The sequence below is a fragment of the Paragemmobacter straminiformis genome, from assembly GCF_014243445.1.
GTDB classification, from domain to species: Bacteria; Pseudomonadota; Alphaproteobacteria; order Rhodobacterales; family Rhodobacteraceae; genus Paragemmobacter; species Paragemmobacter straminiformis.
Map to the genome: position 1 here is coordinate 333,775 of NZ_JACLQD010000002.1, position 25,590 is coordinate 359,364.

The following is a 25,590-nucleotide window of genomic DNA, read 5'->3' on the forward strand; positions in this document are numbered from 1 at the left end:
GGTCGCAAGGCCCCGCCTTACCCCGCGGGTTCGATCAGATCCCAGCGGTTGCCGAACGGGTCGCGCCAGACGCAGACCTTGCCATAGGGTTCGTGTCGGACCGGCTCTTCGAAAACCACGTCTGCGGCCTGCATCCTTGCGCGGTCGCGGGCGATGTCGTCGGTGGTCAGGAACAGCCAGACCCGTCCGCCGCCCTGCGCGCCAATGGCGGCCTGCTGCCCGTCCCCTTCGGCGCGGGCCAGAACCAGCCGCGCCCCGCCTGCGGGCGGCTCGACCGTGACCCAGCGTTTTGCGCCCATCGGGATATCCTCGACCAGCGAAAAGCCCAGCACATCGACAAAGAAGCGGATCGCCGGATCATAATCGGGAACGATCAGCGCCACGGCGGCAAGTCGCGCGCCCGTCGCGCGGGATTCCGTCGCGCCCGCGCCCGTCACTCGCGTGCCCGTCACTCGCGTGCTGTCTGGCGGGTGTCGGGCAGGTTGATGCGGGCCACCTGTTCCGCGATCGGGTCGACCGACAGGGGGTGCAACTCGGCCTTGTGGTCGGCGGGGTCGCCGATGTCCTGCCAGCGCCCGCCCTTGTAGATTTCCAGCGCGGGAAAGCCCGCCTTGTAGCCCATCTTGCGGCTGCCCGGCACCCAGTAGCCCAGATAGACATAGGGCAAACCCGCCTCGCGCGCGATGGCGATATGGTCGAGGATGACATAGGTGCCCAGCGACAGGTCGGCCAGATCGGGGTCGTAGAAGCTGTAGACCATGCTCAGCCCGTCATCGAACACATCGGTCAGGCAGACGGCGGCCAGCGGGCGCCCGCGCTCGCCCAAGCCGGGGGGGCGGGTGTATTCGATCACGCGCGACTTGATCGGCGTCTCCTCGATCATCGCGGCGAATTCGAAGATGTCCATGTCGGCCATCCCGCCATCGGCATGGCGGGTGTCGAGATAGCGGCGGAACAGGCCGAACTGTTCTTCGGTCGCCCAGGGGCTGGTGGCGTTGCGGCGCAGCTCGGCCGCTTTCTTCAGGATGCGGCGATGCCCGCGCGAGGGGGCGAAATCGGCGACCCGGATGCGGGCCGAGAGGCAGGCCGAACATTCCGCGCAAGAGGGGCGGTAAAGCACGTTCTGGCTGCGGCGGAATCCCTGTTTGGAAAGCGTGTCGTTCAGGCGCTGCGCATGTTCGCCCTGCAATGCCGTGAACAGCTTGCGCTCCATCCGCCCGTCAAGATAGGGGCAGGGTTGCGGTGCCGTCACATAGAATTGGGGCGCGATGGGTAGGGTGTGCCGCATGAAGCCGATTTGACGCCGTTGAAAGCCGCAGGACGGGCGATCCGGGATAGGAGTGCGCACCTACCCTAGCAAGCCGCGCGCCACCCGCCAAGCCATGATACGACCCCGAACCTGATTTCCGGCGGCGCAGGGCGGGCATCGCTGCCCGCCGCATCGCCTAGCGGTTGATCGCGACCGTGCCGAGCAGCATGTCGGTCAGGCCCTGACCGCGCCGCGACAGGCACATAAGCCCGACCGAGATCACCTGCGGCAGCACGAAGGCCATCGACAGCGTGTAGCCAAGCGTGTGCAGGAAGGCCGTCGCCGCATCGAAGCGAAGCCCCGTGCGGTCAAGGAACTCGACCCCCATCAGGCGCATGCCCCATGTGGCCGACCGCCCCGACAGGGTGGACCAGCGGTAGATGAAGCTGACCGTCAGCCACAGCAGCGGCAGGAAGAACAGCGCGGTAAAGGCGGTGAACAGGGTCGCCACCATCACCAGAAGCGTGACGAAGAGCGTGTCGACCAGCCATGCCAGCCCGCGCTTGATCGCCACGCCGTCATAGAATTCGGCATGGCGCTCGGGGTCGGGCAGGGCGGTGTCATGGGTCATGCCGGAATACATGGGGGCGGGGCCTTTCGGTGAAAAGGGTGTTAGGGGGCGGCTTTGCGGGCCGCGCCCCCTTGGCAGGTTCGGGCCGGATCAGGCCTGCGCCTGCGGCGCGTCGCCTTCGCCGCGTGCCTTGCGGCTGCGGTCTTCCATGAAGGCATCGAACTCGGACTTGTCCTTGGCCTCGCGCAGGCGTTGCAGGAAGCCTTCGAAGGCGGCCTGTTCCTCTTCGAGGCGGCGCAGGGTTTCGGCCTTGTAGGCGTCGAAGGCCGAGTTGCCGGACGAGGCGTAGACGCCGCCGCCCCATGCGCTGCGGCTGTGGCTTTGGCTGTGGCGGCAGGACCGATTGAACATGCGTTTGCTCCAGATCATATAGGCAAGAAGGGCAAGGCCGACAGGCCAGACGAAGATGAAGGCAAGCACCATCGCCGCGATCCATGCGGGCTTGCCGCGATCGTCGAGCCAGGCTTCGACCCGGCGCGGTGCGGAGAGGATACCGCCAAGGCGCGAACCAAAGCGCGGTGCGGTGTGGGTCGTATAACTCATCGGCGGCGGGCTCCCTGTCGTGATTGGGTTGGTGGGGCGTCTGTGGATGTGAATGTCTTTCACATGACGCAAGATGCGCAGCGCGGGATGCGCTTTCAAGGGTCGATGTTAAAATAATTCACATCGCACGGGCGAATGGCCGGGCGGGGTGCCGGGCGGGGTGCCGGGCGGGAGGGCGGACGGGAGGGCGGACGGGGGGCTTTCCGCCCCCCGAGGCGCGCAAGACGCGCCTTCCCCCCGAGAGTATTTGGCCAAGGCTGAACCGCAGGCGGGGCCAAGTGCCGCGCCGCGCTTGGTTGACCCTGCCGCGCTGCGGTCGCATGGTGAAATGATGAGCAACAGCCCGACATTCCTTTCCCGCCTGACCCGTTCGCCCGTCGCCCATGATGCCGCGACCGCAACCGAGACCCGTGCCGCCTTTGGCGATCTTGCGCCCGAACTGGCGGGGCTGCTGTCCGCCACGGCGGGATGCAGCCCCTTTCTGCGCGACCTGATGACGCGCGAGGGGGTCTGGCTGCGCGAGGCCCTGTCCGCCGTCCCCGAGGCCGCTTTCGACCGCCTGCTCGCCGATCTGGCAGCGGTTCCGTCCGAGCAGCTTTCCGATGCGCTGCGCCTTGCCAAGCGGCGCGCGGCGCTGTTCACGGCGCTGTGCGATCTGGGCGGGGTCTGGCCGCTCGAGCAGGTGACGGGGGCGCTGACGCGTCTGGCCGACATGGCGGTGGACCTGTCGATCAGGACCGGCGTGGCCGAGGAAATCCGCCGCGGTCGCCTGCCCGGTGCCACGCCCGATGATGCGGCCGATGGCGCGGGGATGGTGGCGCTGGCGATGGGCAAGATGGGGGCTGGGGAATTGAACTATTCCTCGGACATCGACCTTGTCTGCCTGTTCGACGAAACCCGTTACAAAGGGGTCGAGCAAGAGGCCCGCCAGTCGTTCATCCGCGTCACGCGCCGGATGACGGCCCTGCTTTCGGACCTGACGGCGGGGGGCTATGTCTTTCGCACCGACCTGCGCCTGCGCCCCGACGCCGCCGTGACGCCTGTCTGCCTTTCGATGGCGGCGGCCGAGGCCTATTACGAAAGCGTGGGCCGCACATGGGAACGTGCCGCCTATATCAAGGCCCGCCCCTGCGGCGGCGATCTTGCGGCGGGGAACCGCTTCCTGAGGACGCTGGTGCCCTTTGTCTGGCGCAAGCACCTTGATTTCGCGGCGATCCAGGACGCGCATGACATGCGCCTGCGCATCCGCGAGCATCGGCAGCTGAACCGCGCCCTTGCCGTCGAAGGGCATGACATGAAGCTGGGGCAGGGCGGCATCCGCGAGATCGAGTTCTTCACCCAGACGCGGCAACTGATCGCGGGGGGGCGCGATGCGTCGCTGCGCGACCGGACCACGGTGGGGGGGCTGCGCGCCCTTGCCGCGCAGCGCTGGATTCCGCAGGATGTCTGCGAGGAACTGGTGACGCTATATCGCGCGCACCGCGAGGTCGAGCACCGCTTGCAGATGGTGCAGGACGCCCAGACCCATACCATGCCCGCTAGCGCCGAAGGGGTTGCCCGCATCGCCGCCTTTTGCGGGATGGAGGAGGGGGCGTTCCGCACCGGTCTTCTTGACCGGCTGTCGCGGACCGACCGGCTGACCGAGGGCTTCTTCGCCCCCGGTGCCGCCGAGGAACCGCTGCCCGATCTGTCCGAAAGCGCCCGCTCGATCGTCGAAGGCTGGAGCAGCTATCCCGCCCTGCGGTCGGACCGCGCGCAGCAGATCTTCCGCCGCCTGCGCCCGGCCTTTCTCACGCGGCTGTCGCGGGCGGCCAATGCCGACGAGGCGCTGGTGGCGCTTGACGGGTTCCTGCGCGGCCTGCCTGCGGGGGTGCAGATCTTCTCGCTGTTCGAGGCCAATCCCGCGCTGATCGACCTTATCATCGACATCGCCGCCACCTCGCCCGATCTGGCGCGATACCTGTCGCGCAATGCCGCCGTGCTGGACGGGGTGATCGGCGGGTCGTTCTTTGCGCCCTGGCCCGGTGTCGGGGCGCTGGTCGAGGATGGCGCGGCGCGCATGGCCGAGGCGGCGGATTACGAAGGCAAGCTCGATGCCGCCCGCCGCTGGATGAAGGAATGGCATTTCCGCATCGGCGTGCATCACCTGCGCGGGCTGGTCGATGCCTTCGAGGCGGCGAAGAACTATGCCGATCTGGCCGAGGCGGTGATCGCCGCTGTCTGGCCGCTGGTCGTGGCCGAGGTGGCGCGAAAGCACGGGCCGATGCCGGGGCGGGGGGCCGTGGTGCTGGGCATGGGCAGTCTCGGGGCGGCGCGGCTGAATGCGGGATCCGACCTCGACCTGATCGTGATCTATGATGCGGCAGGGGCCGAGGCCTCGGACGGTCCGCGCCCGCTGGCCGTGCGGCCCTATTACGCGCGCCTGACGCAGGCCCTTGTCACCGCGCTGACCGCGCCGATGGCCGAGGGCAAGCTTTACGAGGTCGACATGCGCCTGCGCCCCAGCGGGCGGCAGGGGCCGGTTGCGACCGCGCTGGAAAGCTTCCGCAGCTATCAGGAAACCGAAGCCTGGACTTGGGAACATCTGGCGCTGACCCGCGCGCGCCCCCTTGCGGGCGAGATGTCGCTGCGCGCCGAGATCGAGGATTTCCGCCGCGGGCTTCTGCATGCAAAGGGGCAGGGCGCGGGTGTTCGCGCCGATGTGGCGGCCATGCGCACCCGCCTTCAGGCCGCCAAACCCGCCAAGGGGCTGTGGGAGGCCAAGAATGGTCCGGGCCGGATCATGGATATCGAGCTGATGGCCGAGACCGCAGCCCTGATCGCCGCAAGCCCCGCGCGCGGGGTAGAGGCGCAGCTCCGCGCGGGGGGAAAGGCCTCTGTCCTGTCGGATTCGGACCAGCAGACCCTGACCGATGGCTACAGATTGCTGTGGCGGGTGCAGGCGGCGACGCGGTTGATCACCGAAGGCACGCTCGACCCCGCCACGATGGGCGAGGGGGCCCGGGCCTTTGTTCTGCGCGAGACGGGCGAGGCGGATGCCGACGCCCTGACCGCGCGGATCGAACAGGTCGCGGGACTTGCGGCGCGGGTGATCGACGCGCATCTGGGCGAGGTGGAAGATGGGGAGACGCATCATGCGGATTGAGGAAGCCGACCCCAAGGGGTTGATACGCGAAAGCTACCGTATCGAGGGCATCACCTTGGGCGAATGCCGGTCCATCTTTGTCGACTGGGCCTTAAGCCTGCCGGTCGATGCCAATACCAAAGAGGCGCTCAGGGCGCTGATCGCGCATTACGGGATGGCCGAACCCGACCATCCGATGAGCGGTGTGATGGAGCAAGGGCTGATGGCCCCCGAGAACCCCAAGCGCAAGGGTGGCCGCGCCGCACGGGTGCAGGGCGCGGTCTAGCGCAAGCCGCCACGCGGGCCACCCCGACCCGTGTGGCATGGCGCGGGGTGCAGGGCGCATGGCGCATGGCGCAGGGCGGGGCCGTGCTTTGCCCTTAACGCAGGCGCTTTGCCTCGGCCGCGAGGCGCGTGATCTCGGCCCAGTCGCCGCGCAGCATCGCCTCTTTCGGGGCAACCCATGATCCGCCGACGCAGAGAATGTTCTTCAGCGCCAGATAATCGCCCGCGTTCTTCAGGCTGATGCCCCCCGTCGGGCAGAATTTGACCTGCGGGATCGGCGAGCCGATGGATTTGAGGAAGGCCGCGCCGCCCGATTGCTCGGCGGGAAAGAACTTTTGCACCGTATAGCCGCGTTCCAGCAGCGCCATGATCTCGGAGGCGGTGACGGCACCGGGAAGCAGGGGCAGGCCTTCGTCCTCGCAGGCCGCGATCAGGCGGTCGGTGGCGCCGGGGCTGACGCCAAAGGTGGCCCCCGCCGCCTTGGCCGCCTTGACATCGGCAGGGGTCAGCAGGGTGCCTGCGCCCACCACGCCGCCCGCGACCTCGGACATGGCGCGGATCGCGTCAAGCGCGCAGGGCGTGCGCAACGTCACCTCGAGCGCGGGCAGCCCGCCCGCCACCAGCGCCTCGGCCAGCGGTCTGGCATGGGCCAGATCGTCGATCACCAGCACGGGCACCACGGGGGCAAGCGCGCAGACGCGGGCGGCGGCGGCGCTTTGTTCGGCGGGGGTCATGGGACAGTCCTTTCGTTGCGGCTTTTGCGGCACCGCCGGGGGTTTTGCCCCCCCGGACCCCCGCAGGATCGTTGCAGACAGTGAATGCGGGTCAGACGACCACGCCCGCGCCCTGATCGGACGGGCCGACCATGCGGCGGAAGGCTTCGAAAAGCTCGCGTCCGGTGCCGAATCCGTTGGCGGAAAGGTCGGCTGTCACCGGGGTGCGGCTGTCGAAATCGGCCGCCAGCACCGAAAGCGTTCCCGCCACGGCGTCAAGACGGATAATGTCCCCCTCGCGCAGGCGGGCCAGCGGGCCACCTGCGGCGGCTTCGGGCGAGACGTGGATGGCGGCGGGCACCTTGCCCGAGGCACCCGACATGCGCCCGTCGGTCACCAGCGCCACGCGCAGCCCGCGTTCCTGCAACACCGAAAGCGTGGGCGTCAGCGAATGCAGCTCGGGCATGCCATTGGCCTGCGGTCCCTGGAAGCGGACCACGACCACCGTGTCGGTGGTGAACTCGCCGCGTTTGAAGGCGGCCTTCACCTCTTCCTGATCGTGGAAGATGCGGGCCGGGGCTTCGATGATGTGGCGTTCGGGCGCGACGGCCGAGACCTTGATCACGCCGCGTCCCAGATTGCCGGTCAGTTGCTTCAAGCCGCCCGTCTTGGCGAAAGGATCGCCGGCAGGGCGCAGGATCTTGTCGTTCAGCGTGGTTTCGGCCCCGCCTTCCCAGACGAGTTTTCCGTCCTTCAGCTTGGGTTCCTGACGGTAAAGCGACAGGCCATCGCCCGCCACGGTCTTGGCATCGCCATGCAGCAGCCCCGCGTCGAGCAATTGCCCGATCATATAGCCAAGCCCGCCCGCCGCGTGGAAATGGTTCACATCGGCCAGACCGTTGGGATAGACCTTGGCCATCAGCGGCACGGCTTCGGAGATATCGGCGAAATCCTGAAGGTCGAGCAGCACCCCCGCCGCCCGTGCCATTGCGGGAAGGTGCAGCACAAGGTTCGTCGACCCTCCCGTCGCCATCAGCCCGACCAGACCGTTGACGAAGGCCCGCTCGTCGAGAATCTCGCCCACGGGGCGGAAATCGTTGCCTTGCGCGGTGATCTGGGCCGCGCGTTCCACGGCCGCCACGGTCAGCGCCTCGCGCAGGGGGGTGCCGGGGTTGACGAAGGACGAGCCGGGCAGGTGCAGGCCCATGAACTCCATCAGCATCTGGTTGGTGTTCGCCGTGCCGTAAAAGGTGCAGGTGCCCGGGCCGTGGTAGCTGGCCATTTCGGCGGCCATCAGCGCATCGCGCCCGATCTCGCCCTTGGCATAGGCGTTGCGCACCGCCGACTTCTCGTCATTGGGCAGCCCGCTTGTCATCGGACCCGCAGGCACGAAGATCGCGGGCAGATGGCTGAAGGTGGCCGCCGCGATGATCAGGCCGGGCACGATCTTGTCGCAGACGCCAAGGAACAGCGCCGCGTCAAAGGTGTTGTGCGACAGCGACACCCCCGCCGCCAGCGCGATGACATCGCGCGAGAACAGCGACAGCTCCATCCCCGCCTGACCTTGCGTGACCCCGTCGCACATCGCCGGAACCCCGCCCGCCACCTGCGCCGTGGCCCCTGCGCGGCGCGCGGCCTCGCGGATGAGCTGCGGATAGGTCTCGAAGGGCTGGTGGGCCGAGAGCATGTCGTTATAGGCGGTGACGATCCCGATATTGGGCAGGCGTCCGGCGGCCAGTGCCTCTTTGTCCGCGCCCATCGCGGCATAGGCATGGGCCTGGTTGCCGCAGGCCAGATGCCCCCGCGCCGGTCCTTGCAGCGCCGCCTTGCCCATCCGTTCCAGATAGAGGCCCCGCGCGCTTTCCGAGCGGGCGCGGATGCGGTCGGTGACACGGGCGATGGTGGGGTGAAGCGACATGGCGCTCTCCTGTTCTGGTGCCGCGTCGGGCGGCAGAGTCGGCTGTCGGGTTTCTAACAGATGTTGTTAGCGCTAACAACCCTGCGTCCCGTCGTTGTGATGCGCAATCCTGGGCGTTCAAACAGGTTAAGGCAAGAGAATGGCAATTGTTTCCCCTTAAGGTTGAAACTCGAAAAAACACCGCGAATAGCCAAGTGTTGCCACATTCTCCAACGATAAACCCAGTCAAAGGGATGGTTAATGTCCCCAGAGGTATGGATATGAACGCGCAAAAGATCTTTCTCGCCCTTGGTCTCGCCCTTGGTCTTTCGGCCTGTGCCTCGGGTGAACCTGCCACCCGCTCGGTCGGGGTCGAAAATCTGACGATCGCCTCGCAAGGCGGCGGCCCGATGCCGCAGGTCTTGCCGCAGGGGCCCAAGGTTCTGGCCGCGAAATATGCGGTGCAGGGCTTCCAGATCATCGTGCCGCGCACGCTGAAGGTCTCGGAAGCGAATACTTTCAAACCGCGCGCCGACATCGTCTGGCACGGCGATCTTCCCGGCGACCGCTACGCGCAGATCGGCGCAATCCTGACCGCTGCCGCCACCGATGCGACGGCGGGCATGACCGAAGGCCGCCCCGTCACGCTCGAGCTGACGCTGGTCAAGTTCCACGCCCTGACCGAAAAGACCCGCTACACCATCGGCGGCACGCATGAGTTGCGCTTCGACATGGTCGTGCGCGATGCGACCACGGGCGAGATTCTGGACGGCCCGCGCCTGATCGTGGCCGACACGCACGGGGCAGGCGGCGCGCAGGCCATCGCCGAAGAGGCGGCGGGCCGCACGCAAAAGGTCGTGGTGACCGAACGTCTGGCCGAGGTGCTGCGCCGCGAACTCTCGGGTCCGGTCAGTGACCCGACGCTGGTTGCCCGTGCGCAGGCACAGGCGCTCGAGCCGTTGATCATCACCCGCTGAACGGCGGTTTCCCTTCGCGCCGCAATTGCGCTATGGACGGGGAATGAACACTTCCTCCCCGTCCATGCCGGACCCCGCTTCCGATGATGCCGCAGCCGACGCCGTTCAGGCGAATGCCTACGGCTACCCCGCCGTCCGCCTGCGCCCCAAGGTCGAGGCGCGCGCCATCCGCCACGGCTTCCCTTGGGTCTATGCCGACGAGCTGGTGACCGACCGCCGCACGCAAAAGCTGGCCCCCGGTGCGCTGGCCGTGCTCGAGGACGCCGAGCGCCGTCCCCTTGGCCTTGTGACGGTCAATACCAAATCCAAGATCATCGCGCGCATGCTCGACCGCGATCCTGCCGCCGTGATCGATCAGGCATGGTTCGAGGCGCGTCTGTCGCGCGCCCTTGCGATGCGTGCGCGCCTGTTCGACGCGCCCTTCTACCGTCTGGTCCATGCCGAGGCCGATGCCCTGCCGGGCATCATCATCGACCGCTTCGGCGATGTCGCCGTGATCCAGCCCAACGCCGCCTGGGCCGAGGCGCATCTTGACGCCCTGACCGCCGCCTTGCAGGCGGTGACGGGTGTTGGAACCGTGGTCAAGAACGGCACGGGCCGGTCCCGCGGGCTTGAAGGGATGGCCGAGGAAAATGCCGTGCTGGCGGGCGCGGTCGACGGGCCGATCGCGGTGCCGATGAACGGGGCCACCTATATGGCCGATGTGACCGGCGGGCAGAAAACCGGCCTCTTCTACGACCAGCGCCCCAATCATGCCTTTGCCGCGCGTCTGGCGCGGGGGGCTGCGGTGCTGGACGTCTTTACCCATGTGGGCGGCTTTGCCCTTGCCGCATTGGCGGCGGGGGCCACGTCGGCCCTTGCGGTCGATGCCTCGGCCCCCGCGCTTGCGCTGGCGACACGCGGCGCCGAAGCCAGCGGCGTGGCCGAGCGTTTCGCCACCCGTCAGGGCGATGCCTTCGACGTGCTGGAAAAGCTTGGCAGCGAAGGGGCGAAATTCGATCTGGTGATCTGCGACCCGCCCGCCTTTGCCCCGGCCAAACCGGCGCTGGAAGCGGGGCTTCGCGCCTATGAACGCCTTGCCCGCCTTGCCGCGCCCTTGGTGGCACCGGGTGGCTACCTCGTCCTCTGCTCCTGCTCGCATGCCGCCGACCTGCATGCCTTCCGCAACGCCTCGGCCCGTGGCATCGGGCGTGGCGGCCGGAAGGGCCAGTTGATCTATACGGGCTTTGCGGGGCCGGACCATCCGATGCTGCCGCAACTGGCGGAATCGGGCTATCTCAAGTCGCTCGTCTTCCGGCTGGACTGACCCGTTGCGCGCCGTCCTCGATGCCTGCGTGCTTTACCCGTCGGTCATGCGCGATCTGCTTCTGGGTGCGGCGGCGCGGGGGCTTTACGAACCCCGCTGGTCCGACCGCATCCTTGAGGAATGGGCGCGGGCGACCGTGAAACTCGGCCCCGCTGCCGAAGCGGTGGCGCGGGCCGATATCGCGCAGATGCGGCTGCACTTCCCCTCTGCCTTCGCCTTGCCCGCCACGGGGGTCGAGGCGCGATTGATCCTGCCCGATCCCGACGATGTCCATGTCCTCGCGACGGCCATCACCACGCATGCCGACGCGATCGTCACCACCAACGCCAAGGATTTTCCCCGCCATCTTCTGGCCGAGGAAGGCATCTCCCGCCGTGATCCCGACGGGTTCCTGTGGGAATTGTGGTCGCATCATCCCGACCAGATGGGCGCGGTGGTCGCCAAGGTCCATGCCACCGCCGAACGCATGGCCGGCGGGCCGCTTTCCCTGACGGCCCTGCTCAAACGCGCGCGGCTGAACCGGCTTGCCAAGGCGGTGACCGCCTAGGCCTGCACCCAGCGCCGCTCGTTCGCTTCGATGGCCGCGACCCGCTCGGCGGTTTTCGGATGCGACAAAAGCCACGCGGGCATCCCTTCGGCGGGGTTTCCGGTCATGGTGTCGAGCTTGTGGAACAGCGTTTTCTGCGGCCCCGTGCCGATTCCCGCCTTGATCAGCAGCGCGCTGGCATAGGCGTCGGCCTCGAACTCGTCTCGCCGCGACAGGCGCGCGGCCAAAGCGCCGGTGATCACATTGGCGATCCAGACCCCCAGCACGGGGATGAAGCGGCTCAGAAGTGCCGTCAGCATGAAGAAAACCGCGTTCTGCCCCGTGAAATCGATCATCCGCCGCCGCGCATGGCCAAGGGCCACATGGCCCAGCTCATGCGCGATCACGGCGGCGATCTCTTCGGCCGTGACCTCGCCCCGCGCCTTGCGGTTCAGGAACCCCCGCGTCAGGAAGATGCGCCCGTCGGGGGCGGCAAGGCCGTTCACCGGCTCCACCTCGAAGACATTGACCTTGATCGCGGGCAAATCCAGCGCCGCCGCCATCCGGTCGGCCAGCCGCAGGATCGACGGATCGGTCAGCGGGCGCGAGCGCGCGTCCAGCATCCTGTGCGTCCGCCAGACCGAAAAGCGGTACATCAGGAAGCCATAGGCCAAGGCAAGGATGAGCGGAAGGAACTTGGTCATGGCGCAGATATGGACCGCATCCCCGGCCTGAAAAAGGGGGGAGGGGCGGAATTATCGCGCCTGACGCATCTTACCCGGCGCCGTTCTCTTGCGCCGTCCGCCACAGGACGCGGCCAAGGATCAGCGCCACCACCCCCGCCGCAAGCGCCATCCCGAGGTTGCCAAGCGTCGACCCCAGCGCCTGCACATTGCCCGAGAAGCCGTAGCCAAGCCCCAGATAGACCGTCACCCAGATCGCCTCGCCGCTGGCCGAGGCAAGGGCAAAGCCCGGCCAGGGCAGCCGTGCCGCACCCGCCGCAAGGTTGATGTATGGCCCCAAAGCCGAAACCAGCCAGCGCGAGTAAAAGACGGCGGGGCGCTGGCGTTCGGTCAGCCACTCGATCGCGCGCCGCATCAGCCGCCCGCTCTTGGGCCGCCGCTCGATCCAGGCCGTCATCGGCCCGCCCGCACGGCGCCCCAGCAGATAGCCCGCCTGATCGCCGATCACCGCACCCGAAAGCCCTGCCGTCCACATCACGCCAAAGGCAAGGTCGCCCGAAGCCGCAAAGGCCCCGCCCGCCAGCATGATAAGCGAGGCCGGAATCGGCACGGCCAGACAGGCGAGGAAATTCCCGAGGAATACCAGCAGGAACCCCCACTCCGGCACAAGGGCGAGCAGGGTTTCCGTCATTCGCCCTGATCCGCCTTTTGCGCGGCGATGGCGGCGTCGATCGCCTCAAGCACCTGCGGCAGGGGCTTGCCCGCCTGACGCGCCAGCGCGTCGACGGGCATGCGCGCCTCGGACTGGTCGTCGATGTCCAGAATGGCCGCGATGGTGTCGCGCGGCAGGTCATAGGTGCGCTGGATGTAGCGCGGCGTCATCCAGCCCGCCACCGGCTGCCCGGACCGCCACGGCTGCGCGACCACGAAGCTCAGCGCCCGCAGCCCGAAGAACAGCGCCGCCGCCAGCGCCAGAAGAAAGGCGGGCAGCAGCACCGGATGGCGCAGCCACAGCCGCCGGATGGTCGGACCCCGCCTCATTTCAGCATTCCCATTCCCCGCGTCAGCCCGTCGAGCGTCATCGGCACCATACGGCCCGCGACGATATCGGCAATGAGCCGCGTGCTTTGGGTATAGGGCCAATGCGCTTCGGGTGTCGGGTTGATCCACAGGTGCCGTGGCCATTGCGCGCAGGCCCGCTCAAGCCAGACCTTGCCGGCTTCCTTGTTCCAATGCTCGTTGGCGCCGCCGGGGTGCAGCACCTCATAGGGGCTCATCGCCGCATCTCCGACGAAGATGCAGGTCCAGTCCGGCCCGTGGCTGCGCAGGATGTCCCATGTGGGGGTCTGCGCGTCCCGCCGCCGCGCGTTGTCGCGCCAGACGCCCTCGTAAAGGCAATTGTGGAAATACCAGCTTTCCAGCGTCTTGAACTCGGATTTCGCGGCGCTGAACAGCTCTTGCAGCACCTGCACATGCGCATCCATCGACCCGCCTACGTCGAGAAACAGCAGCACCTTTACCGCATTGCGCCGTTCCGGCCGCGTCTGCACGTCAAGCCAGCCCTGTTCGGCGGTGGCGCGGATCGTGCCGTCAAGGTCCAGCTCCTGTTCCGCCCCGTCGCGCGCCCAGCGGCGCAGGCGGCGCAGCGCCAGCTTGATCGACCGGGTTCCGATCTCGATCTTGTCGTCGAGGTCGCGGAACTCGCGCCGGTCCCAGACCTTGACCGCGCGCCCGTGCCGCCCCTTGTCCTGCCCGATCCGCACGCCTTCGGGATTGTAGCCATAGGCCCCGAAGGGCGAGGTTCCGGCGGTGCCGATCCATTTGTTGCCGCCCTGATGCCGTTCGCGCTGCTCGGCAAGCCTTTGGCGCAACCGCTCCATCAGCGCGGCAAATCCGCCCGTGGCCGCGATCTCGGCGCGTTCTTCCTCGGTCAGGATCTTTTCGGCCAGCTTTTCCAGCCAGTCGCGCGGCAGGTCCAGCGCCTCGATCACCGCCGCATCGTCCAGCGCCTCGAGGCCGTTGAAACTGGCGGCAAAGGCGCGGTCATAGCGGTCGAGATGGCCTTCGTCCTTGACCATCACGACACGGCCCAGATGGTAGAACCCCTGCAAGTCGTATCGGGCCAGCCCTTGGGCCAACCCTTCCAGAAAGACAAGGAATTCGCGGATCGAGACCGGAACGCCCTCAGTCCGCAGCCGCGCGAAAAAGGGCAGGAACATGGGCGTCCCCCGTTACACCATGCGGCCGACGATGATCGTGATGACCAGCCCGAACAGTGCGAAAAGGATGCCGTAGCCCGCGCCGTATTGCAACGCATCCAGCTTGCGGCCCCCGCGTTTCAGCGCGGTGCGCGCGCCGATGGCGGCCCCGAGAACCAGCCCTGCAATCACGATCATCTGGCACTTGCCCCCGATGTTTCGGGGGCAAGCCGGTCTTGGCCCGTTCCCCCGTGTCAGCCCTTGACGGCGCGCGCGGCCAGACCCGCGATCTCGTCCATGCGGGCGCGGACCTGCGCGTCCGAGCCGAAGCCATACCTTGCCCACACCAGACTGTCGAGACGCGCCGCGTCCGCCTCGGCCTTGCGGCCAAGTTTGGCATAGGCCTGCGCGCGGATCAGGTGCAGCGTCGCCAGAAGCGATGCGTTCTCGGCCGCGGTGACCACGGGCATTGCACGCCGCGTCAGGTCGAGCGCGCGTTCCGGCTGGCCCTGACCGATGGCGAAGGCGGCAAGCTGCATGTCGACATGCGCGGCCTGAATCTCGCCCCCCGGCAGGCTGCGATAGATTTCACCCGCCCGTTCAAAGGCGGCAAGGGCTGCGGAAAAGTCGGAACGCACCTGCGTGCGGCCATAGGCGAACAGGCTGAAGGCCATTCGCCCGTCCTGCCAGCCCTGCGCGCGGGCGATCCTGAGCATCTGTGCCGCCGCCTCGGTCCGGCCCGATTGCGACCCGCGCGCACCCAGTGCGGCGGCAACCGCCGCCTCCCAGGCGCGCGGTGTGGCACTGGTATCGCCCGCCCTGTGGATCGCATCGCCCCGCGGGTTCAACCGCGACAGGATGGCCGGAAGCCGCGCCGCGACTTCCGAGCGCGTCATGCCGACACGCAGCGCGGGGTCGTAATGGGCGCGCAGCACCAGCATGTCGAAGCCGGTCAGCACGGTGTGGAAATTGTCGTCGTTGAAGACCGAATCCGGCAGGCGGTAAAGGTCGTTCAGCGGCCCCATCGCCTGCGCCACCTCTTCGTGCAGACAGTCGCGCACCTCTTGCGGGGTGGTGTCGGACGGGGCAAAGATCGCCACATGTTCGCGCTGCCGCACCGTGGTCCAGTCGGTTTCCGGCGCGGTGCGGTTGGACAGATATTCCTTGAACGAGCTGACGCGCGGCACCACGAAACAGGCGGCCGAAGGCACCACCTTGTTCAGCGCCGACCGTGGCTGGAAATCCATCGTGATGCTGGCCCGCGTGCCTGCCTTGGCCTGCCGCACGTCAAGCCCGGCCTCGGCACGGAAGCGGTGGATGACGCGCTCCAGATCGGTCTGTGCCGTGGGCGGCACATCGCCGGTCAGCGCGATGGTGATCGGCCCTTCGAAACGGCTCAGCACCGGAAGCGGGCGCCCGCTTTCCATCGCAAATTGCAGATCGAGGATATCCTGCGCGATTTCGGCATTGCCGATCTCAGGCGGCGTGCCGGCCCGTCCGGGAAAGCCCTGCACCACGACCCGCGCGGCATCGCTTGCGGGCGCGCCACGGTTCATCGTCACCTCGGCCACCGGCATCGGGGCGCATGCCCCGAGGAACAGGGCGAGAAAGGGCAGGGTCCGGCTCAGGGCGCGGAAATGCGGTTGCTTGTGCATGAATGGCAGCTCGTTCTTGGCACTGATACAACGGCCGGACAATCCGGCCGCACGCGATGCCCGTGGCATCTGTTTTCCGGCCCGTCTGACGCCCCCGCATCACCGGGCCGGCTGGTTTCCGGTCTGCCCGCAGCGCGCTTGCATCATGCCGCAGCCGCCGCGCAATGCGCGGGCTTTCGGAAGGGCATGGGGACACAAACGACGACACGGGCGTAAAATCCGGAACTGGAACCGACAGGGACAGATAACCCTGCCGAAATGTCCGCACTTGGGCGCATCGGTGTCAATCTGCGGGTATCTTCACGACCGAAGGCGGATCAACCCTTGGGTTAGCGCCATCCGTCCATCGCCACATCTGGCACGGGGCGATCACGGATTGTTTCAAAATAATGCAGTAATCGCCCGTTCCGTTACCGCTTTGTGGCAGAACCAAGGCCAAAGCATGGCGAAATCTTGCGAATCGGCTAGCGCCGCGCGGCAAAGGCCAGCCGCTCGAACAGGTGGATGTCCTGCTCGGTCTTCAAAAGCGCGCCGTGCAATCTGGGCAATATGGATTTGGCATCGCGCCGCAGGTCCTCGGGCGTCAGGTCCTCGGCCAAGAGAAGCTTGAGCCAGTCGAGAACCTCCGAGGTCGAGGGCTTCTTCTTCAGCCCCGGCACCTCGCGGATCTCGAAGAACTGCGTCAGCGCGGCCGCCAGCAGCTCATCCTTGATCGCCGGAAAATGGACGCGGACGATGGCTTGCAGCGTTTCGGGGTCGGGGAAGCGGATGAAATGAAAGAAGCACCGCCGCAGGAAGGCGTCGGGCAGGTCCTTTTCGTTGTTCGAGGTGATGATGACCACGGGCCGGTGCCTTGCCCGCACCGTCTCGCCGGTCTCGTAGACGTGGAATTCCATCCGGTCCAGCTCTTGCAGCAGGTCGTTGGGAAACTCGATATCGGCCTTGTCCACCTCGTCGATCAGCAAGACCACCTTCCCGGGCGCGTCGAAGGCCTGCCACAGCTTGCCCTTGCGGATGTAGTTGCGCACCTCGTGGACGCGTTCCTCGCCCAGCTGGCTGTCGCGCAGTCGGCTGACGGCATCGTATTCGTAAAGCCCCTGTTGCGCCCGCGTGGTCGATTTCACATGCCATTCGATCAGCGGCAGCCCAAGGCTCGCCGCCACCTGCCGCGCCAGCTCGGTCTTGCCCGTGCCGGGTTCGCCCTTGACCAGCAGCGGACGTTCAAGCGTCACGGCGGCGTTCACGGCCATCGTCAGCTCTTCGGTGGCGATATAGCGGTCGGTCGAGGCGAATTTCATGGCGGGTCCATCGGTAGGGTGGGCCGACCCTATCGACGGGGGGTTTTCGTCGCAACCGCTAGTGACAACGTCTTAACGATGGGCTAGATGCACCCCGAACAGGAGCGCAGCCATGACAGACGGCCACCTGTCGGCGCGATCCGACAAAATGGAGAGAGCAGCTATGAAGCCCGAGGTGTTCCTGCCAGATGACTATCGTCCCGCCGAGGACGAGCCGTTCATGAACGACCGACAGCTTGAATACTTCCGCCGCAAGCTGATCAACTGGAAGAACGAACTGATCGAACAAAGCGCCGAAACCATCGACAACCTGCAGGATTCGGCCCGCAACGTGCCCGATATCGCCGACCGCGCCTCGGAAGAGACCGACCGCGCCCTCGAACTGCGCACGCGCGACCGCCAGCGCAAGCTGGTCTCGAAGATCGACGCCGCCCTGCGCCGCATCGAAAACGGCGAATACGGCTATTGCGAGATGACGGGCGAACCCATCAGCCTCAAGCGCCTCGACGCGCGCCCCATCGCCACGATGACGCTGGAAGCGCAGGAAAAGCACGAGCGCCGCGAAAAGGTCCACCGCGAAGATTGACCGCACCCCGCGGGGCTTGCGCCCTGCGCGGCATAGGGAAAGACTGACGCCGGATCGCAAGGTCCGGCGTTTCGCTTTGCAGGGGTAAGCCATGAGTCTGATCGGTCTGCCGGTGACCATCCTCGGGGCAGGGGTGGCGGGTCTGGCACTGGCCCGCGCCCTGGCCTTGCGGGGGGCTTCGGTCACGGTTCTGGAACAGGCCGATGCCATCCGCGAGGTTGGGGCGGGCTTGCAGATCAGCCCCAACGGTGCCGTGGTGCTGCGGGCGCTGGGGCTTGACCTCGACCGCATCTCGACCCGCGCCGAGGCGGTCGAACTGCGCGACGGTTTCGACAATTCCCGCGTGCTGCGGCTTGATCTGGCGCGTCTGCGGCCCGACATGGGCTGGCATTTCCTGCACCGCGCCGATCTGATCGACCTTTTGGCACAGGGCGCGCGCGAAGCCGGGGTCGATATCCGCCTGCTGACACGGATCGACCGTGTCGATCTGTCGGGCGACCGGCCCAAGGCGATCACCGCGCAGGGGCTCGGGATCGAGGCGCATCTTCTGATCGGGGCCGACGGGCTGCATTCCCCCGCCCGCGCCGCGCTGACGGGCATCGTCGCGCCGTTCTTCACCCATCAGGTCGCATGGCGCGCCCTGCTGCCCGCCTCCGCCGACGAACCGAACGTGGCCGAGGTGCATATGGGCCCCGGTCGCCATCTTGTCAGCTACCCGCTGCGCGGCGGCAGCCTGCGCAACATCGTCGCGGTCGAGGAGCGCCGCCGCTGGGTCGAAGAGGGCTGGTCGCTGCGTGACGACCCGATGGAACTCCGCCTCGCCTTCGAGTCGTTTTCCCCCCGCGTGCGCGGCTGGCTCGATCAGGTCACCGATGTCTGGCTTTGGGGGTTGTTCCGGCATCCGGTGGCGCGGCGCTGGCATGCGATCCTGCCGCAGGGGGCCGCCGCCATCCTTGGCGATGCCGCGCATCCGACCCTGCCGTTTCTGGCGCAGGGGGCGAACATGGCGCTCGAGGATGCATGGGTTCTGGCCGACTGCCTTGCCAGTTCGGAAACGCCCGCAGCGGGGCTTGTGGCCTATCAGGCCCTTCGCGCCCCGCGCACGGCGCGCATCGTCGAGGCCGCCAATGCCTCGGCCCGCGCCTACCACCTGTCGGGGGGCGCGCGCAGCCTTGCGCATCTGGGGCTAAGGCTCGGCGGCATGGTCGCCCCGGGCATGGCGCTGAAACGCTACGACTGGATCTACCGCCACGACGTGACGGCGTGACCGTCAGTTGTAGGTGAATGTGCCGATGGTGCAGACGTCGATCTTCTGGTCGATGATCTCGTCGCCATCCTCGAACACGGCGCGGAAGTCGAACATGCAATAGCCCGACGAGTCGTCGAAGTTGATCACCACAGACCCGCCGGGGGGCAGCAGGTCCTTGCCGAGGATATCTTCCTGCCAGCTGTCCGCGCCCGTGTTCGAGCCGTAGAAATTGGTGATCGTGTAGCCAGTGTTGTTCACGATCGTCACGCGGCGGTCCTCGGCCCGGGCCGGAAGCGCTGCGGTCATGAGGGCGGTTGCAAACAGGGCTGCGGCAAGGCGCGACATGAATAAAAACTCCCCGAGATGGAATGTCCTGTTCCGATCTGAGTCGTTTTTGCCCCGCTTCGACAATGAAATTTAATCTTTATTTCACAATCACCAAGACCCTGTGCCCTGCTTGCATCACGGCCCCGTGATCTTGTCACGCATCCAGTTCGATCCAGACCGGAACGTGGTCCGAAGGTTTCTCGAGCCCCCGCACGGCCTTGTCGATGCGGCAATCCGACAGAAGATCGGCGCATTGCGGCGACAAGAGCAAGTGGTCGATGCGGATACCGTTGTTCCGCTCCCATGCGCCGGCCTGATAATCCCAGAAACTGTAGTGACCGGCGTTCTGGTTCACCGCGCGGAACGCATCGGTCAGCCCGAGGTTGACGATCCGCCGGAATGCCGCCCGCGTTTCGGGCAGGAACAGCGCGTCCTCGGCCCATGCGGCAGGCTTGGCCGCATCCTCGGCCTGCGGGATCACGTTGTAATCGCCGCAAAAGACCACCGGCTCCTCGGTCGCCAGAAGTGCGCGCACCCGCGCCTCCATCCGCGCCATCCATGCAAGCTTGTAATCATACTTCGGCCCCGGCGCGGGGTTGCCGTTGGGCAGGTACAGCCCGCAGACCCGCACCGCGCGGGTGCCGATCACCGTGGCCTCGATCCAGCGCGCCTGTTCGTCGCTGTCATCCCCCGGCAGGCCGCGCGCCACATCCTCGAGCGGCAGCTTCGACAGGATCGCCACCCCGTTGAAGCTTTTCATCCCGTGGGTTTCGACGCGGTAGCCCATGTCCTCGAAGACCTCGCGCGGAAAGGCCTCGTCCACGGATTTGATCTCTTGCAGGCAGACGACATCGGGCTTCGCCTCGGACAGCCATGCGGGCAGGGCCTCGATCCGCGCCTTGATCCCGTTGATGTTGAACGTGGCGAGTTTCATGGCAGGCACTCCCTTTGCCCCCCGTCATAGGCCGCGCCACGGGGGCGGGCAAGTCAGGCGATGGCGGCAAGCGGTTCCTGTGCCGCGGCCAGCCACAGCGCGTCCAGCTCGCGCAAGGCCGCGGGGTCGAAGCGCGCGGCCTCTTCCCAATAGCGGCCCGAGGCGACGAAATAGCCAAGCTCTGCCTCGCGGCGCAGCGCCCGTCCGGCGATTTCGGCGTCATAGGCCGGGGGCCGCGCCGCGCGCAGATGGGCCAGCGTCACGCGCGGAAACACCTGCCGCGACGGTCCCGCCGACAGGTTCACCATCGCGCAGCCCTGCATGGCTGCCAGCACCATCAGCCGCGCCGATTTCGCTTCGAGCGATTGCAGCGTGATGTCGTCGCGCAGCGGGTCGGCCGACCCTTTGCCATAGAAATGCGTCTGGCCGCTGCCGTAATGCATGTCGCAGCCAAAGGCCGCGATCACCTGCGGCCGCAATGCGTGCAGCGCCCAATAGGCGGCGGTAAAGGCCATCGTTCCGCCCGCATAGACAAAGCCGCCATAGGCATTCTGCGCGGGGACGAAATCTTCCTGAAGGATCGTCCTTTGCCCCGCCTGCGCGACGGGGCGGCGCTCTTCGGGGTAGTCCCACGGGTAGATGTGGTAATCCCAGTCGGGCCGCACCGCATGGGCATTGTTGATCGCAAGCAGGCTGTCAAAGGCCGCGCGCTTCCACGCCGCCGCCTGCAACGCCATCGGCGCCGAGCCGAGCATCAGCACAACCGTCATCCTTCACACCCTTCGCTTTACCCAAGTTAAAGGTTAGCGCGACGGGCCGGAAAGGCGAGTCTGCCTTGCCGATTTTTCCGCGGCGTCAGGTCGGATCAGACGGAAAAAGACGTTCCACATCCGCAGGATGCGGTGGCGTTGGGGTTCTGGATGACAAAGCGCGCGCCGATCAGCTCTTCGCTGTAATCGATCACGGCATTGGCCAGAAAGGGCAGCGAGACCGCATCGACCAGCACCTTTTTCCCGTCCTTTTCCAGAACCAGATCGTCGGCCGCAGGGTCGTCGAGCCTGATGTCATACTGGAAACCGGAACAGCCGCCGCCTTCGACCGCGACGCGCAGGGCCTTGTCCTCGCCCGTCGCCTCGCAGATCTCGGCAAGCCGTGCGAAGGCGCGGTCGGTGACGCGGGGGGGAAGCGTAAGGTCCATGCTGAAATCCGTGGTCCTGTCAGGGTATAGTCAATATAGGTGAGCGATGACGCATCAACAAGAACAGGCTTACCCGATGCTTGCGCCCTATGCCTGCCAGCCGGACCAATCGCGCGGGCGGCTCTTTCAGGAACGGATGTCCTCCTTCCGTTCACCCTTCCAGCGCGACCGCGACCGGATCATCCATTCCAGCGCCTTCCGCCGTCTCAAGCACAAGACGCAGGTCTTTGTCGAGCACGAGGGCGATTACTACCGCACCCGCCTGACCCATTCGATCGAGGTGGCGCAGGTCGCCCGCACCATCTCGGGCGTTCTGGGACTGAACACCGATCTTGCCGAGGCGATCGCGCTGGCCCATGACCTTGGCCACACGCCCTTTGGCCATACGGGCGAGGATGCGCTCGGCCTGCTCATGGAACCCTATGGCGGGTTCGACCACAACGCGCAGGCCCTGCGCATCGTGACGCGGCTCGAACGGCATTACGCCGATTTCGACGGGCTGAACCTGACATGGGAAAGCCTTGAAGGCATCGCCAAGCACAATGGCCCGGTCATCGGCCCCAATGCCGATGCCAAACACGCAGGCCCGCTTCCCTATGCGCTTGCCGAGGTCAACGCCATGTGGGACCTCGAACTTTCCACCCATGCCAGCGCCGAAGCGCAGGTCGCAGCCATTGCCGACGATGTCGCCTATTCGCACCATGACCTGCATGACGGCCTGCGCTCGGGCCTGTTCAGCGAAGACGACCTGATGGAACTGCCCGTCACCGGCCCCGCCTTTGACGAGGTGGACCGCCTTTACCCCGGTCTCGACCGCATGCGCCGCCGGCACGAGGCGTTGCGCCGCGTCTTTGGCCGCATGGTCGAGGATGTGATCGCCGTGGCCCAGAACCGCCTGACCGCCGCGCAGCCGAAATCGGTGGACGAGATCCGCCACATGGGCACCACGGTCATCCGCTTTTCCAAACCGCTCTATCAGGAACTCAAGGCGATCCGCTCTTTCCTGTTTCACCGCATGTATCGGGCGCCCAGCGTGATGGCCGAACGCGCCAAGGTGACGCGGGTGGTCAATGACCTTTTCCCGCTGTTCATCGCCCGGCCAGAACTGTTGCCCGACGAATGGCGCGCCGATGTGCAGGCCGCGACCGACGAGGTGACGCTGGCGCGCATCGTGGCCGATTATGTGGCTGGCATGACCGACCGCTTCGCCATTCAGGAACATGCCCGCCTGTTCGGAGGCACCGATGCCGGATTATGACGCCTGGGCCCGCGCAAGGCTGGCCGAATTGGCAGCCCCCGATGGCTGGCTGAACCTGACCGACAGGGTCGAGCTGGGGCAGGGACCGCAAAGCGTGGGAAGCGATCCGGCCTGCGATCTTGTGCTGTCGGTGGGTCCGGCGCGGCTTGGCGTGCTCGAGGTCGGGGAAAGCATCACCTTGACGCAGGGGGACGACACGGTCGTCTTCGAGGCCGGTGGCGGCGGCAATCCGGTGCTGCGGATCGCGGGCCTGCTGTTGGAGGTGATGACGGTCGACGGGCAGAAATCGCTGCGGGTGCGCGACCTTGGCAAGGCCGTCACCCCGCCCGAAATCCCGCGCTTTCCGGTCGACCCCGCATGGCGCATCACTGCCCGATGGGTGCCGCTGGCCACGCCGCAGGCGGTGCGGATCGACATGGTCAACGGTGCCACGGTGACCTTGCACCAGACCCACCGCGCCGAATTCACCCATGACGGCCACGCCATCGCCCTGACCGTGGCGCATCGCAAGGCCGAGGGGCCGATGTTCGTCTTCCGCGACCGGACGGCGGGCGAGACCTATGGCGCGGGGCGCTTTCTTTACGGTCACGAAACGGGCGAGGGGACGATCACGCTTGATTTCAACATGGCGTTCAACCCGCCTTGCGCCTTTTCCGAACACGCCATCTGCCCGCTGCCCCCGCGCGAGAACATCCTGCCCTTCCGCATCGAGGCGGGCGAGAAGCTTCCGCGGGGCTGACGAATTTTCTGCGAAAATTCCGGCAACCGTTCTGGCGCCCGTTCTGGCGCCCGTTCTGGCAACCTTTCTGGCGCCCGTTCTGGAGGGGCAGGGCAGGGTGACAGGGCGGAATGAGTATTTGGGCAAGGATGAAGCGCAAGAATGCGCCTCCTTCGCCAGCCGTCGCGCCGGATCTTTCGCAGGAAAATCGCGGTTGCCTAGCGCCGCGCCGCGCGCAGCCAGAGCAGCATCAGCCCGAGCGAGAGGATGACGTTCCAGCCCGCCATCGAAATTCCCAGCATCTGCCATGCGATCTGGTCGCAATGGATCACCGCGCCCACAGTCACATCGGGGTTCAAAAGATCGGCCGTCGAGATGCCCTCGATCGAGCTGTTGGTGCATGAGGCGAGCCCCTCCCACCACTTCTGCTCGACCCCTACGTGAAAGGCGCCGATGCCCGCCGTGGCCAGCGCCGCCAGCGCGCCCAGAAGCGGCAGCGCCGCCCCCGGAACCAGAAGTGCCACCAGCCCGATCAGCACCGCCGCCGCATGGGGCCAGCGCTGGTAAAGGCAAAGCTGGCACGGGGCCAGCCCGCCGATGTACTGGAAGGCGAAGGCTCCGCCAAGCAGCAGCGCCGAGCCGCCCGCCGCAAGCGCCACCAGTTTGTTCCGCGCGGAATTCAGCATCACAGCACCTCGATCAGGACGAACAGCAGCCCCAGCACCGCCAGCACACCCAGCGCGATCCAGTGCAGGCGCGTCTCGATGAAGGCGGCGATCTTTACCCCGTAGCGTTGCAGCAGGAAGGCCAGAAGATAGAACCGCCCGCCCCGCGCCACGATGGCCGACAGGATGAACAGCTTGAGGTCAAAGGCAACCACCCCTGACAGGATCGTGACCACCTTCATCGGTGGAATATGTGACAGCCCCGAGGTGACAAGCATCGTCAGGATCGCCCATGTCCCCGTGCGCGCCTTGAGCGCCTCGAAGGCGGCGGTCTTGCCGTAGAAATCCAGCAGGGGCAGGGCGAGCGCGTGAAAGGCCCAATGCCCGATGGCCCAGCCGAAAACCCCGCCCAGCACGCTTGTGACGGTGGCGATCAGCGCATAGCGCATCGCGCGGTCGGGCCGCGCCAGACACATCGGCAGGAAAAGCACGTCCGCAGGCACCGGAAAGACCGAGCTTTCCACAAAGGACACCGCCCCCAGCGCCACAGGCGCACGCGGCGAGGCCGCCCAGCGCAACGTCCAGTCATAAAGCGCACGGATCATCTTTGCCCTTTCCGGCGTTGCACAAGGGTCTTGCATCACGCCACCATGCAGAGGTCAAGTGACAGGGTGGCGAGCGGAGGGTCAGGCATGGAATGGCGCGGGCGTCGCGGCAGCGGCAATATCGAGGACCGCAGGCGCATGGGCGGCGGCGGCAGGGCCGGGGTCGGGGGCATAGGCGTGATCGCCGTGGTGCTGATCGGCTGGTTCTTCGGCGTCGATCTGACACCGCTTCTGCAAGAGGGCGGCCCTGTGTCGACGCAAGGCCAGCCCCCGCGCAGCTTGACCGCCGCCGACCGCGAGATCGGCGATTTCGTCTCGGTCACGCTGGCCGATACCGAAGAGGTCTGGCAGCGCCTGTTCCGCGAACAGGTCGGGCAAGACTATCGGCCTGTCACCCTCGTGCTGTTCTCGGGCTCGACCGGATCGGGCTGCGGCACGGCGAGCGAGGCGTCCGGTCCGTTCTACTGCCCCGTCGACAAGAAAGTATACCTCGACACCGATTTTTTCGGCGTGATGCAGGACCAGCTTGGCGCGGGGGGCGATTTTGCCGCCGCCTATGTGGTCGCCCATGAAATCGGCCACCATGTTCAGGACGAGCTTGGCATCCTCGAGCAGACCACCCGCCTGCGCCAGTCGATGTCCGAGGCCGACAGCAACGCGGTTTCGGTGCGGGTCGAGCTTATGGCCGATTGTCTTGCCGGTGTCTGGGCCAATGCGGCGCAGGCGCAATTCGGCTCGGTCGAGGCGGGAGATGTGCAAGAGGCGATGAACGCCGCCTCGCGCATCGGCGACGATACGCTGCAACGCGCCGCAGGCCGCCGCCCCGTGCCCGACAGCTTTACCCACGGCAGTTCCGCCCAAAGGGTCGCATGGTTTCGGACAGGGCAGAAATCGGGCCTGATCGAAAGCTGCGATACCTTTGGCAGCGACACGCCCTGAGGTGTGTTGCCAAAGCGCGGGGTGGC

At 66.7% G+C, this 25,590-nt stretch carries 29 protein-coding genes; 10 read left to right on the top strand and 19 right to left on the bottom strand.

What is annotated here, in order from left to right; genetic code table 11:
- Positions 1–17 precede the first annotated feature (17 nt).
- The 4 genes from H7F16_RS07415 to H7F16_RS07430 form a co-directional block, all read right to left on the bottom strand.
- A complete protein-coding gene (locus H7F16_RS07415; protein WP_338401978.1) occupies positions 18–452 on the bottom strand; it encodes a VOC family protein in 435 nt (144 codons plus the stop codon).
- Positions 449–1,288, bottom strand: coding sequence for an arginyltransferase (locus tag H7F16_RS07420; RefSeq protein WP_185796943.1), 840 nt, complete (start codon positions 1,286–1,288; stop codon positions 449–451). Before H7F16_RS07420 ends, H7F16_RS07415 begins: the two co-directional genes overlap by 4 nt.
- Before the next feature lie 157 nt (positions 1,289–1,445).
- Positions 1,446–1,880: an RDD family protein gene (locus H7F16_RS07425; RefSeq protein ID WP_185796944.1), complete on the bottom strand. Its 435-nt coding sequence runs from the start codon at positions 1,878–1,880 to the stop codon at positions 1,446–1,448.
- A 90-nt stretch (positions 1,881–1,970) separates the two neighbouring features.
- Complete coding sequence (locus H7F16_RS07430; RefSeq protein WP_185796945.1) at positions 1,971–2,423, bottom strand: DUF2852 domain-containing protein; 453 nt, start codon at positions 2,421–2,423, stop codon at positions 1,971–1,973.
- Between the two features lie 331 nt (positions 2,424–2,754).
- On the opposite strand from H7F16_RS07430, the gene H7F16_RS07435 reads away from it, so the two are divergent.
- Entirely contained in the window at positions 2,755–5,568 is a 2,814-nt protein-coding gene (locus tag H7F16_RS07435; RefSeq protein ID WP_422121112.1) for a [protein-PII] uridylyltransferase family protein, read from the top strand.
- Entirely contained in the window at positions 5,558–5,833 is a 276-nt protein-coding gene (locus tag H7F16_RS07440; protein ID WP_185796947.1) for a hypothetical protein, read from the top strand. Before H7F16_RS07435 ends, H7F16_RS07440 begins: the two co-directional genes overlap by 11 nt.
- A 94-nt stretch (positions 5,834–5,927) precedes the next feature.
- Here H7F16_RS07440 and eda read toward each other — a convergent pair whose 3' ends face one another.
- Positions 5,928–6,566 carry a bifunctional 4-hydroxy-2-oxoglutarate aldolase/2-dehydro-3-deoxy-phosphogluconate aldolase gene (eda, locus tag H7F16_RS07445; protein WP_185796948.1) on the bottom strand — a complete coding sequence of 213 codons (639 nt, stop codon included), beginning with the start codon at positions 6,564–6,566 and terminating at the stop codon, positions 5,928–5,930.
- A gap of 91 nt (positions 6,567–6,657) precedes the next feature.
- Positions 6,658–8,463 carry a phosphogluconate dehydratase gene (gene edd, locus H7F16_RS07450; protein ID WP_185796949.1) on the bottom strand — a complete coding sequence of 602 codons (1,806 nt, stop codon included), beginning with the start codon at positions 8,461–8,463 and terminating at the stop codon, positions 6,658–6,660.
- A 260-nt stretch (positions 8,464–8,723) separates the two neighbouring features.
- Between edd and H7F16_RS07455 the strand changes: the two genes are divergently transcribed.
- The 3 genes from H7F16_RS07455 to H7F16_RS07465 are packed head-to-tail and all read left to right on the top strand — an operon-like array spanning position 8,724 to position 11,272.
- Complete coding sequence (locus H7F16_RS07455; RefSeq protein WP_185796950.1) at positions 8,724–9,419, top strand: DUF6778 family protein; 696 nt, start codon at positions 8,724–8,726, stop codon at positions 9,417–9,419.
- A gap of 43 nt (positions 9,420–9,462) precedes the next feature.
- Entirely contained in the window at positions 9,463–10,725 is a 1,263-nt protein-coding gene (locus tag H7F16_RS07460; RefSeq protein ID WP_185796951.1) for an RSP_2647 family RNA methyltransferase, read from the top strand.
- Positions 10,726–10,729: 4 nt separating this feature from the next.
- Complete coding sequence (locus H7F16_RS07465; protein ID WP_185796952.1) at positions 10,730–11,272, top strand: RSP_2648 family PIN domain-containing protein; 543 nt, start codon at positions 10,730–10,732, stop codon at positions 11,270–11,272.
- On the opposite strand, the gene H7F16_RS07470 is transcribed toward H7F16_RS07465, so the two are convergent.
- The 7 genes from H7F16_RS07470 to H7F16_RS07500 form a co-directional block, all read right to left on the bottom strand.
- Positions 11,269–11,955: a M48 family metallopeptidase gene (locus H7F16_RS07470; protein WP_185796953.1), complete on the bottom strand. Its 687-nt coding sequence runs from the start codon at positions 11,953–11,955 to the stop codon at positions 11,269–11,271. The genes H7F16_RS07465 and H7F16_RS07470 overlap by 4 nt on opposite strands.
- A gap of 70 nt (positions 11,956–12,025) precedes the next feature.
- Positions 12,026–12,625, bottom strand: coding sequence for a DedA family protein (locus tag H7F16_RS07475; protein WP_185796954.1), 600 nt, complete (start codon positions 12,623–12,625; stop codon positions 12,026–12,028).
- Complete coding sequence (locus H7F16_RS07480) at positions 12,622–12,975, bottom strand: hypothetical protein (RefSeq protein WP_185796955.1); 354 nt, start codon at positions 12,973–12,975, stop codon at positions 12,622–12,624. The genes H7F16_RS07475 and H7F16_RS07480 overlap by 4 nt, the downstream gene beginning before the upstream one ends.
- Positions 12,972–14,153 (bottom strand): vWA domain-containing protein, encoded by a 1,182-nt coding sequence (locus H7F16_RS07485; RefSeq protein WP_185796956.1) that lies wholly within the window; start codon positions 14,151–14,153, stop codon positions 12,972–12,974. Before H7F16_RS07485 ends, H7F16_RS07480 begins: the two co-directional genes overlap by 4 nt.
- A gap of 12 nt (positions 14,154–14,165) precedes the next feature.
- Positions 14,166–14,330 carry a hypothetical protein gene (locus H7F16_RS07490; protein WP_185796957.1) on the bottom strand — a complete coding sequence of 55 codons (165 nt, stop codon included), beginning with the start codon at positions 14,328–14,330 and terminating at the stop codon, positions 14,166–14,168.
- Between the two features lie 56 nt (positions 14,331–14,386).
- On the bottom strand, positions 14,387–15,787 hold the full coding sequence (locus H7F16_RS07495; RefSeq protein WP_185796958.1) for a DUF2927 domain-containing protein: 1,401 nt from the start codon (positions 15,785–15,787) through the stop codon (positions 14,387–14,389).
- A 464-nt stretch (positions 15,788–16,251) separates the two neighbouring features.
- Positions 16,252–17,085 carry an AAA family ATPase gene (locus H7F16_RS07500; protein WP_185796959.1) on the bottom strand — a complete coding sequence of 278 codons (834 nt, stop codon included), beginning with the start codon at positions 17,083–17,085 and terminating at the stop codon, positions 16,252–16,254.
- 163 nt (positions 17,086–17,248) lie between these two features.
- Between H7F16_RS07500 and dksA the strand changes: the two genes are divergently transcribed.
- Positions 17,249–17,671: an RNA polymerase-binding protein DksA gene (gene dksA, locus H7F16_RS07505; protein ID WP_185797533.1), complete on the top strand. Its 423-nt coding sequence runs from the start codon at positions 17,249–17,251 to the stop codon at positions 17,669–17,671.
- A 91-nt stretch (positions 17,672–17,762) separates the two neighbouring features.
- The gene (locus tag H7F16_RS07510) at positions 17,763–18,938 is read left to right on the top strand and encodes an FAD-dependent monooxygenase (protein ID WP_185796960.1); all 1,176 of its coding nucleotides are present in this window, start codon (positions 17,763–17,765) and stop codon (positions 18,936–18,938) included.
- Between the two features lie 3 nt (positions 18,939–18,941).
- Here the strand turns inward: H7F16_RS07510 and H7F16_RS07515 are convergent, their stop codons facing one another.
- The 4 genes from H7F16_RS07515 to erpA form a co-directional block, all read right to left on the bottom strand.
- Entirely contained in the window at positions 18,942–19,226 is a 285-nt protein-coding gene (locus H7F16_RS07515) for a hypothetical protein (RefSeq protein WP_241741340.1), read from the bottom strand.
- A gap of 175 nt (positions 19,227–19,401) precedes the next feature.
- Positions 19,402–20,181, bottom strand: coding sequence for an exodeoxyribonuclease III (xth, locus tag H7F16_RS07520; RefSeq protein ID WP_185796962.1), 780 nt, complete (start codon positions 20,179–20,181; stop codon positions 19,402–19,404).
- A 53-nt stretch (positions 20,182–20,234) separates the two neighbouring features.
- A complete protein-coding gene (locus H7F16_RS07525; protein ID WP_185796963.1) occupies positions 20,235–20,951 on the bottom strand; it encodes a hypothetical protein in 717 nt (238 codons plus the stop codon).
- 95 nt (positions 20,952–21,046) lie between these two features.
- Entirely contained in the window at positions 21,047–21,379 is a 333-nt protein-coding gene (gene erpA / locus H7F16_RS07530) for an iron-sulfur cluster insertion protein ErpA (RefSeq protein WP_185796964.1), read from the bottom strand.
- 76 nt (positions 21,380–21,455) lie between these two features.
- Between erpA and H7F16_RS07535 the strand changes: the two genes are divergently transcribed.
- Together H7F16_RS07535 and H7F16_RS07540 are read left to right on the top strand one after the other, a co-directional pair.
- Entirely contained in the window at positions 21,456–22,637 is a 1,182-nt protein-coding gene (locus tag H7F16_RS07535; RefSeq protein WP_185797534.1) for a deoxyguanosinetriphosphate triphosphohydrolase, read from the top strand.
- Positions 22,624–23,376: a DUF1684 domain-containing protein gene (locus H7F16_RS07540; protein ID WP_185796965.1), complete on the top strand. Its 753-nt coding sequence runs from the start codon at positions 22,624–22,626 to the stop codon at positions 23,374–23,376. The genes H7F16_RS07535 and H7F16_RS07540 overlap by 14 nt, the downstream gene beginning before the upstream one ends.
- Positions 23,377–23,573: 197 nt before the next feature.
- Here the strand turns inward: H7F16_RS07540 and H7F16_RS07545 are convergent, their stop codons facing one another.
- Together H7F16_RS07545 and H7F16_RS07550 are read right to left on the bottom strand one after the other, a co-directional pair.
- A complete protein-coding gene (locus H7F16_RS07545; protein ID WP_185796966.1) occupies positions 23,574–24,041 on the bottom strand; it encodes a disulfide bond formation protein B in 468 nt (155 codons plus the stop codon).
- Complete coding sequence (locus H7F16_RS07550; RefSeq protein WP_185796967.1) at positions 24,041–24,625, bottom strand: YqaA family protein; 585 nt, start codon at positions 24,623–24,625, stop codon at positions 24,041–24,043. The genes H7F16_RS07545 and H7F16_RS07550 overlap by 1 nt, the downstream gene beginning before the upstream one ends.
- Positions 24,626–24,712: 87 nt before the next feature.
- On the opposite strand from H7F16_RS07550, the gene ypfJ reads away from it, so the two are divergent.
- Positions 24,713–25,564 (top strand): KPN_02809 family neutral zinc metallopeptidase, encoded by an 852-nt coding sequence (gene ypfJ, locus H7F16_RS07555; protein ID WP_185796968.1) that lies wholly within the window; start codon positions 24,713–24,715, stop codon positions 25,562–25,564.
- Positions 25,565–25,590: the final 26 nt, after the last annotated feature.

Bases quoted from the DNA above. Each gene is read 5' to 3' on its own strand.
- H7F16_RS07420 (WP_185796943.1), bottom strand. From the start codon at position 1,288: ATGCGGCACACCCTACCCATCGCGCCCCAATTCTATGTGACGGCACCG.
- H7F16_RS07425 (WP_185796944.1), bottom strand. From the start codon at position 1,880: ATGACCCATGACACCGCCCTGCCCGACCCCGAGCGCCATGCCGAATTC.
- H7F16_RS07430 (WP_185796945.1), bottom strand. From the start codon at position 2,423: ATGAGTTATACGACCCACACCGCACCGCGCTTTGGTTCGCGCCTTGGC.
- H7F16_RS07435 (WP_422121112.1), top strand. From the start codon at position 2,755: ATGAGCAACAGCCCGACATTCCTTTCCCGCCTGACCCGTTCGCCCGTC.
- H7F16_RS07440 (WP_185796947.1), top strand. From the start codon at position 5,558: ATGCGGATTGAGGAAGCCGACCCCAAGGGGTTGATACGCGAAAGCTAC.
- eda (WP_185796948.1), bottom strand. From the start codon at position 6,566: ATGACCCCCGCCGAACAAAGCGCCGCCGCCGCCCGCGTCTGCGCGCTT.
- edd (WP_185796949.1), bottom strand. From the start codon at position 8,463: ATGTCGCTTCACCCCACCATCGCCCGTGTCACCGACCGCATCCGCGCC.
- H7F16_RS07455 (WP_185796950.1), top strand. From the start codon at position 8,724: ATGAACGCGCAAAAGATCTTTCTCGCCCTTGGTCTCGCCCTTGGTCTT.
- H7F16_RS07460 (WP_185796951.1), top strand. From the start codon at position 9,463: ATGAACACTTCCTCCCCGTCCATGCCGGACCCCGCTTCCGATGATGCC.
- H7F16_RS07470 (WP_185796953.1), bottom strand. From the start codon at position 11,955: ATGACCAAGTTCCTTCCGCTCATCCTTGCCTTGGCCTATGGCTTCCTG.
- H7F16_RS07475 (WP_185796954.1), bottom strand. From the start codon at position 12,625: ATGACGGAAACCCTGCTCGCCCTTGTGCCGGAGTGGGGGTTCCTGCTG.
- H7F16_RS07480 (WP_185796955.1), bottom strand. From the start codon at position 12,975: ATGAGGCGGGGTCCGACCATCCGGCGGCTGTGGCTGCGCCATCCGGTG.
- H7F16_RS07485 (WP_185796956.1), bottom strand. From the start codon at position 14,153: ATGTTCCTGCCCTTTTTCGCGCGGCTGCGGACTGAGGGCGTTCCGGTC.
- H7F16_RS07490 (WP_185796957.1), bottom strand. From the start codon at position 14,330: ATGATCGTGATTGCAGGGCTGGTTCTCGGGGCCGCCATCGGCGCGCGC.
- H7F16_RS07495 (WP_185796958.1), bottom strand. From the start codon at position 15,787: ATGCACAAGCAACCGCATTTCCGCGCCCTGAGCCGGACCCTGCCCTTT.
- H7F16_RS07500 (WP_185796959.1), bottom strand. From the start codon at position 17,085: ATGAAATTCGCCTCGACCGACCGCTATATCGCCACCGAAGAGCTGACG.
- dksA (WP_185797533.1), top strand. From the start codon at position 17,249: ATGAAGCCCGAGGTGTTCCTGCCAGATGACTATCGTCCCGCCGAGGAC.
- H7F16_RS07510 (WP_185796960.1), top strand. From the start codon at position 17,763: ATGAGTCTGATCGGTCTGCCGGTGACCATCCTCGGGGCAGGGGTGGCG.
- H7F16_RS07515 (WP_241741340.1), bottom strand. From the start codon at position 19,226: ATGACCGCAGCGCTTCCGGCCCGGGCCGAGGACCGCCGCGTGACGATC.
- xth (WP_185796962.1), bottom strand. From the start codon at position 20,181: ATGAAACTCGCCACGTTCAACATCAACGGGATCAAGGCGCGGATCGAG.
- H7F16_RS07525 (WP_185796963.1), bottom strand. From the start codon at position 20,951: ATGACGGTTGTGCTGATGCTCGGCTCGGCGCCGATGGCGTTGCAGGCG.
- erpA (WP_185796964.1), bottom strand. From the start codon at position 21,379: ATGGACCTTACGCTTCCCCCCCGCGTCACCGACCGCGCCTTCGCACGG.
- H7F16_RS07535 (WP_185797534.1), top strand. From the start codon at position 21,456: ATGCTTGCGCCCTATGCCTGCCAGCCGGACCAATCGCGCGGGCGGCTC.
- H7F16_RS07540 (WP_185796965.1), top strand. From the start codon at position 22,624: ATGCCGGATTATGACGCCTGGGCCCGCGCAAGGCTGGCCGAATTGGCA.
- H7F16_RS07545 (WP_185796966.1), bottom strand. From the start codon at position 24,041: ATGCTGAATTCCGCGCGGAACAAACTGGTGGCGCTTGCGGCGGGCGGC.
- H7F16_RS07550 (WP_185796967.1), bottom strand. From the start codon at position 24,625: ATGATCCGTGCGCTTTATGACTGGACGTTGCGCTGGGCGGCCTCGCCG.
- ypfJ (WP_185796968.1), top strand. From the start codon at position 24,713: ATGGAATGGCGCGGGCGTCGCGGCAGCGGCAATATCGAGGACCGCAGG.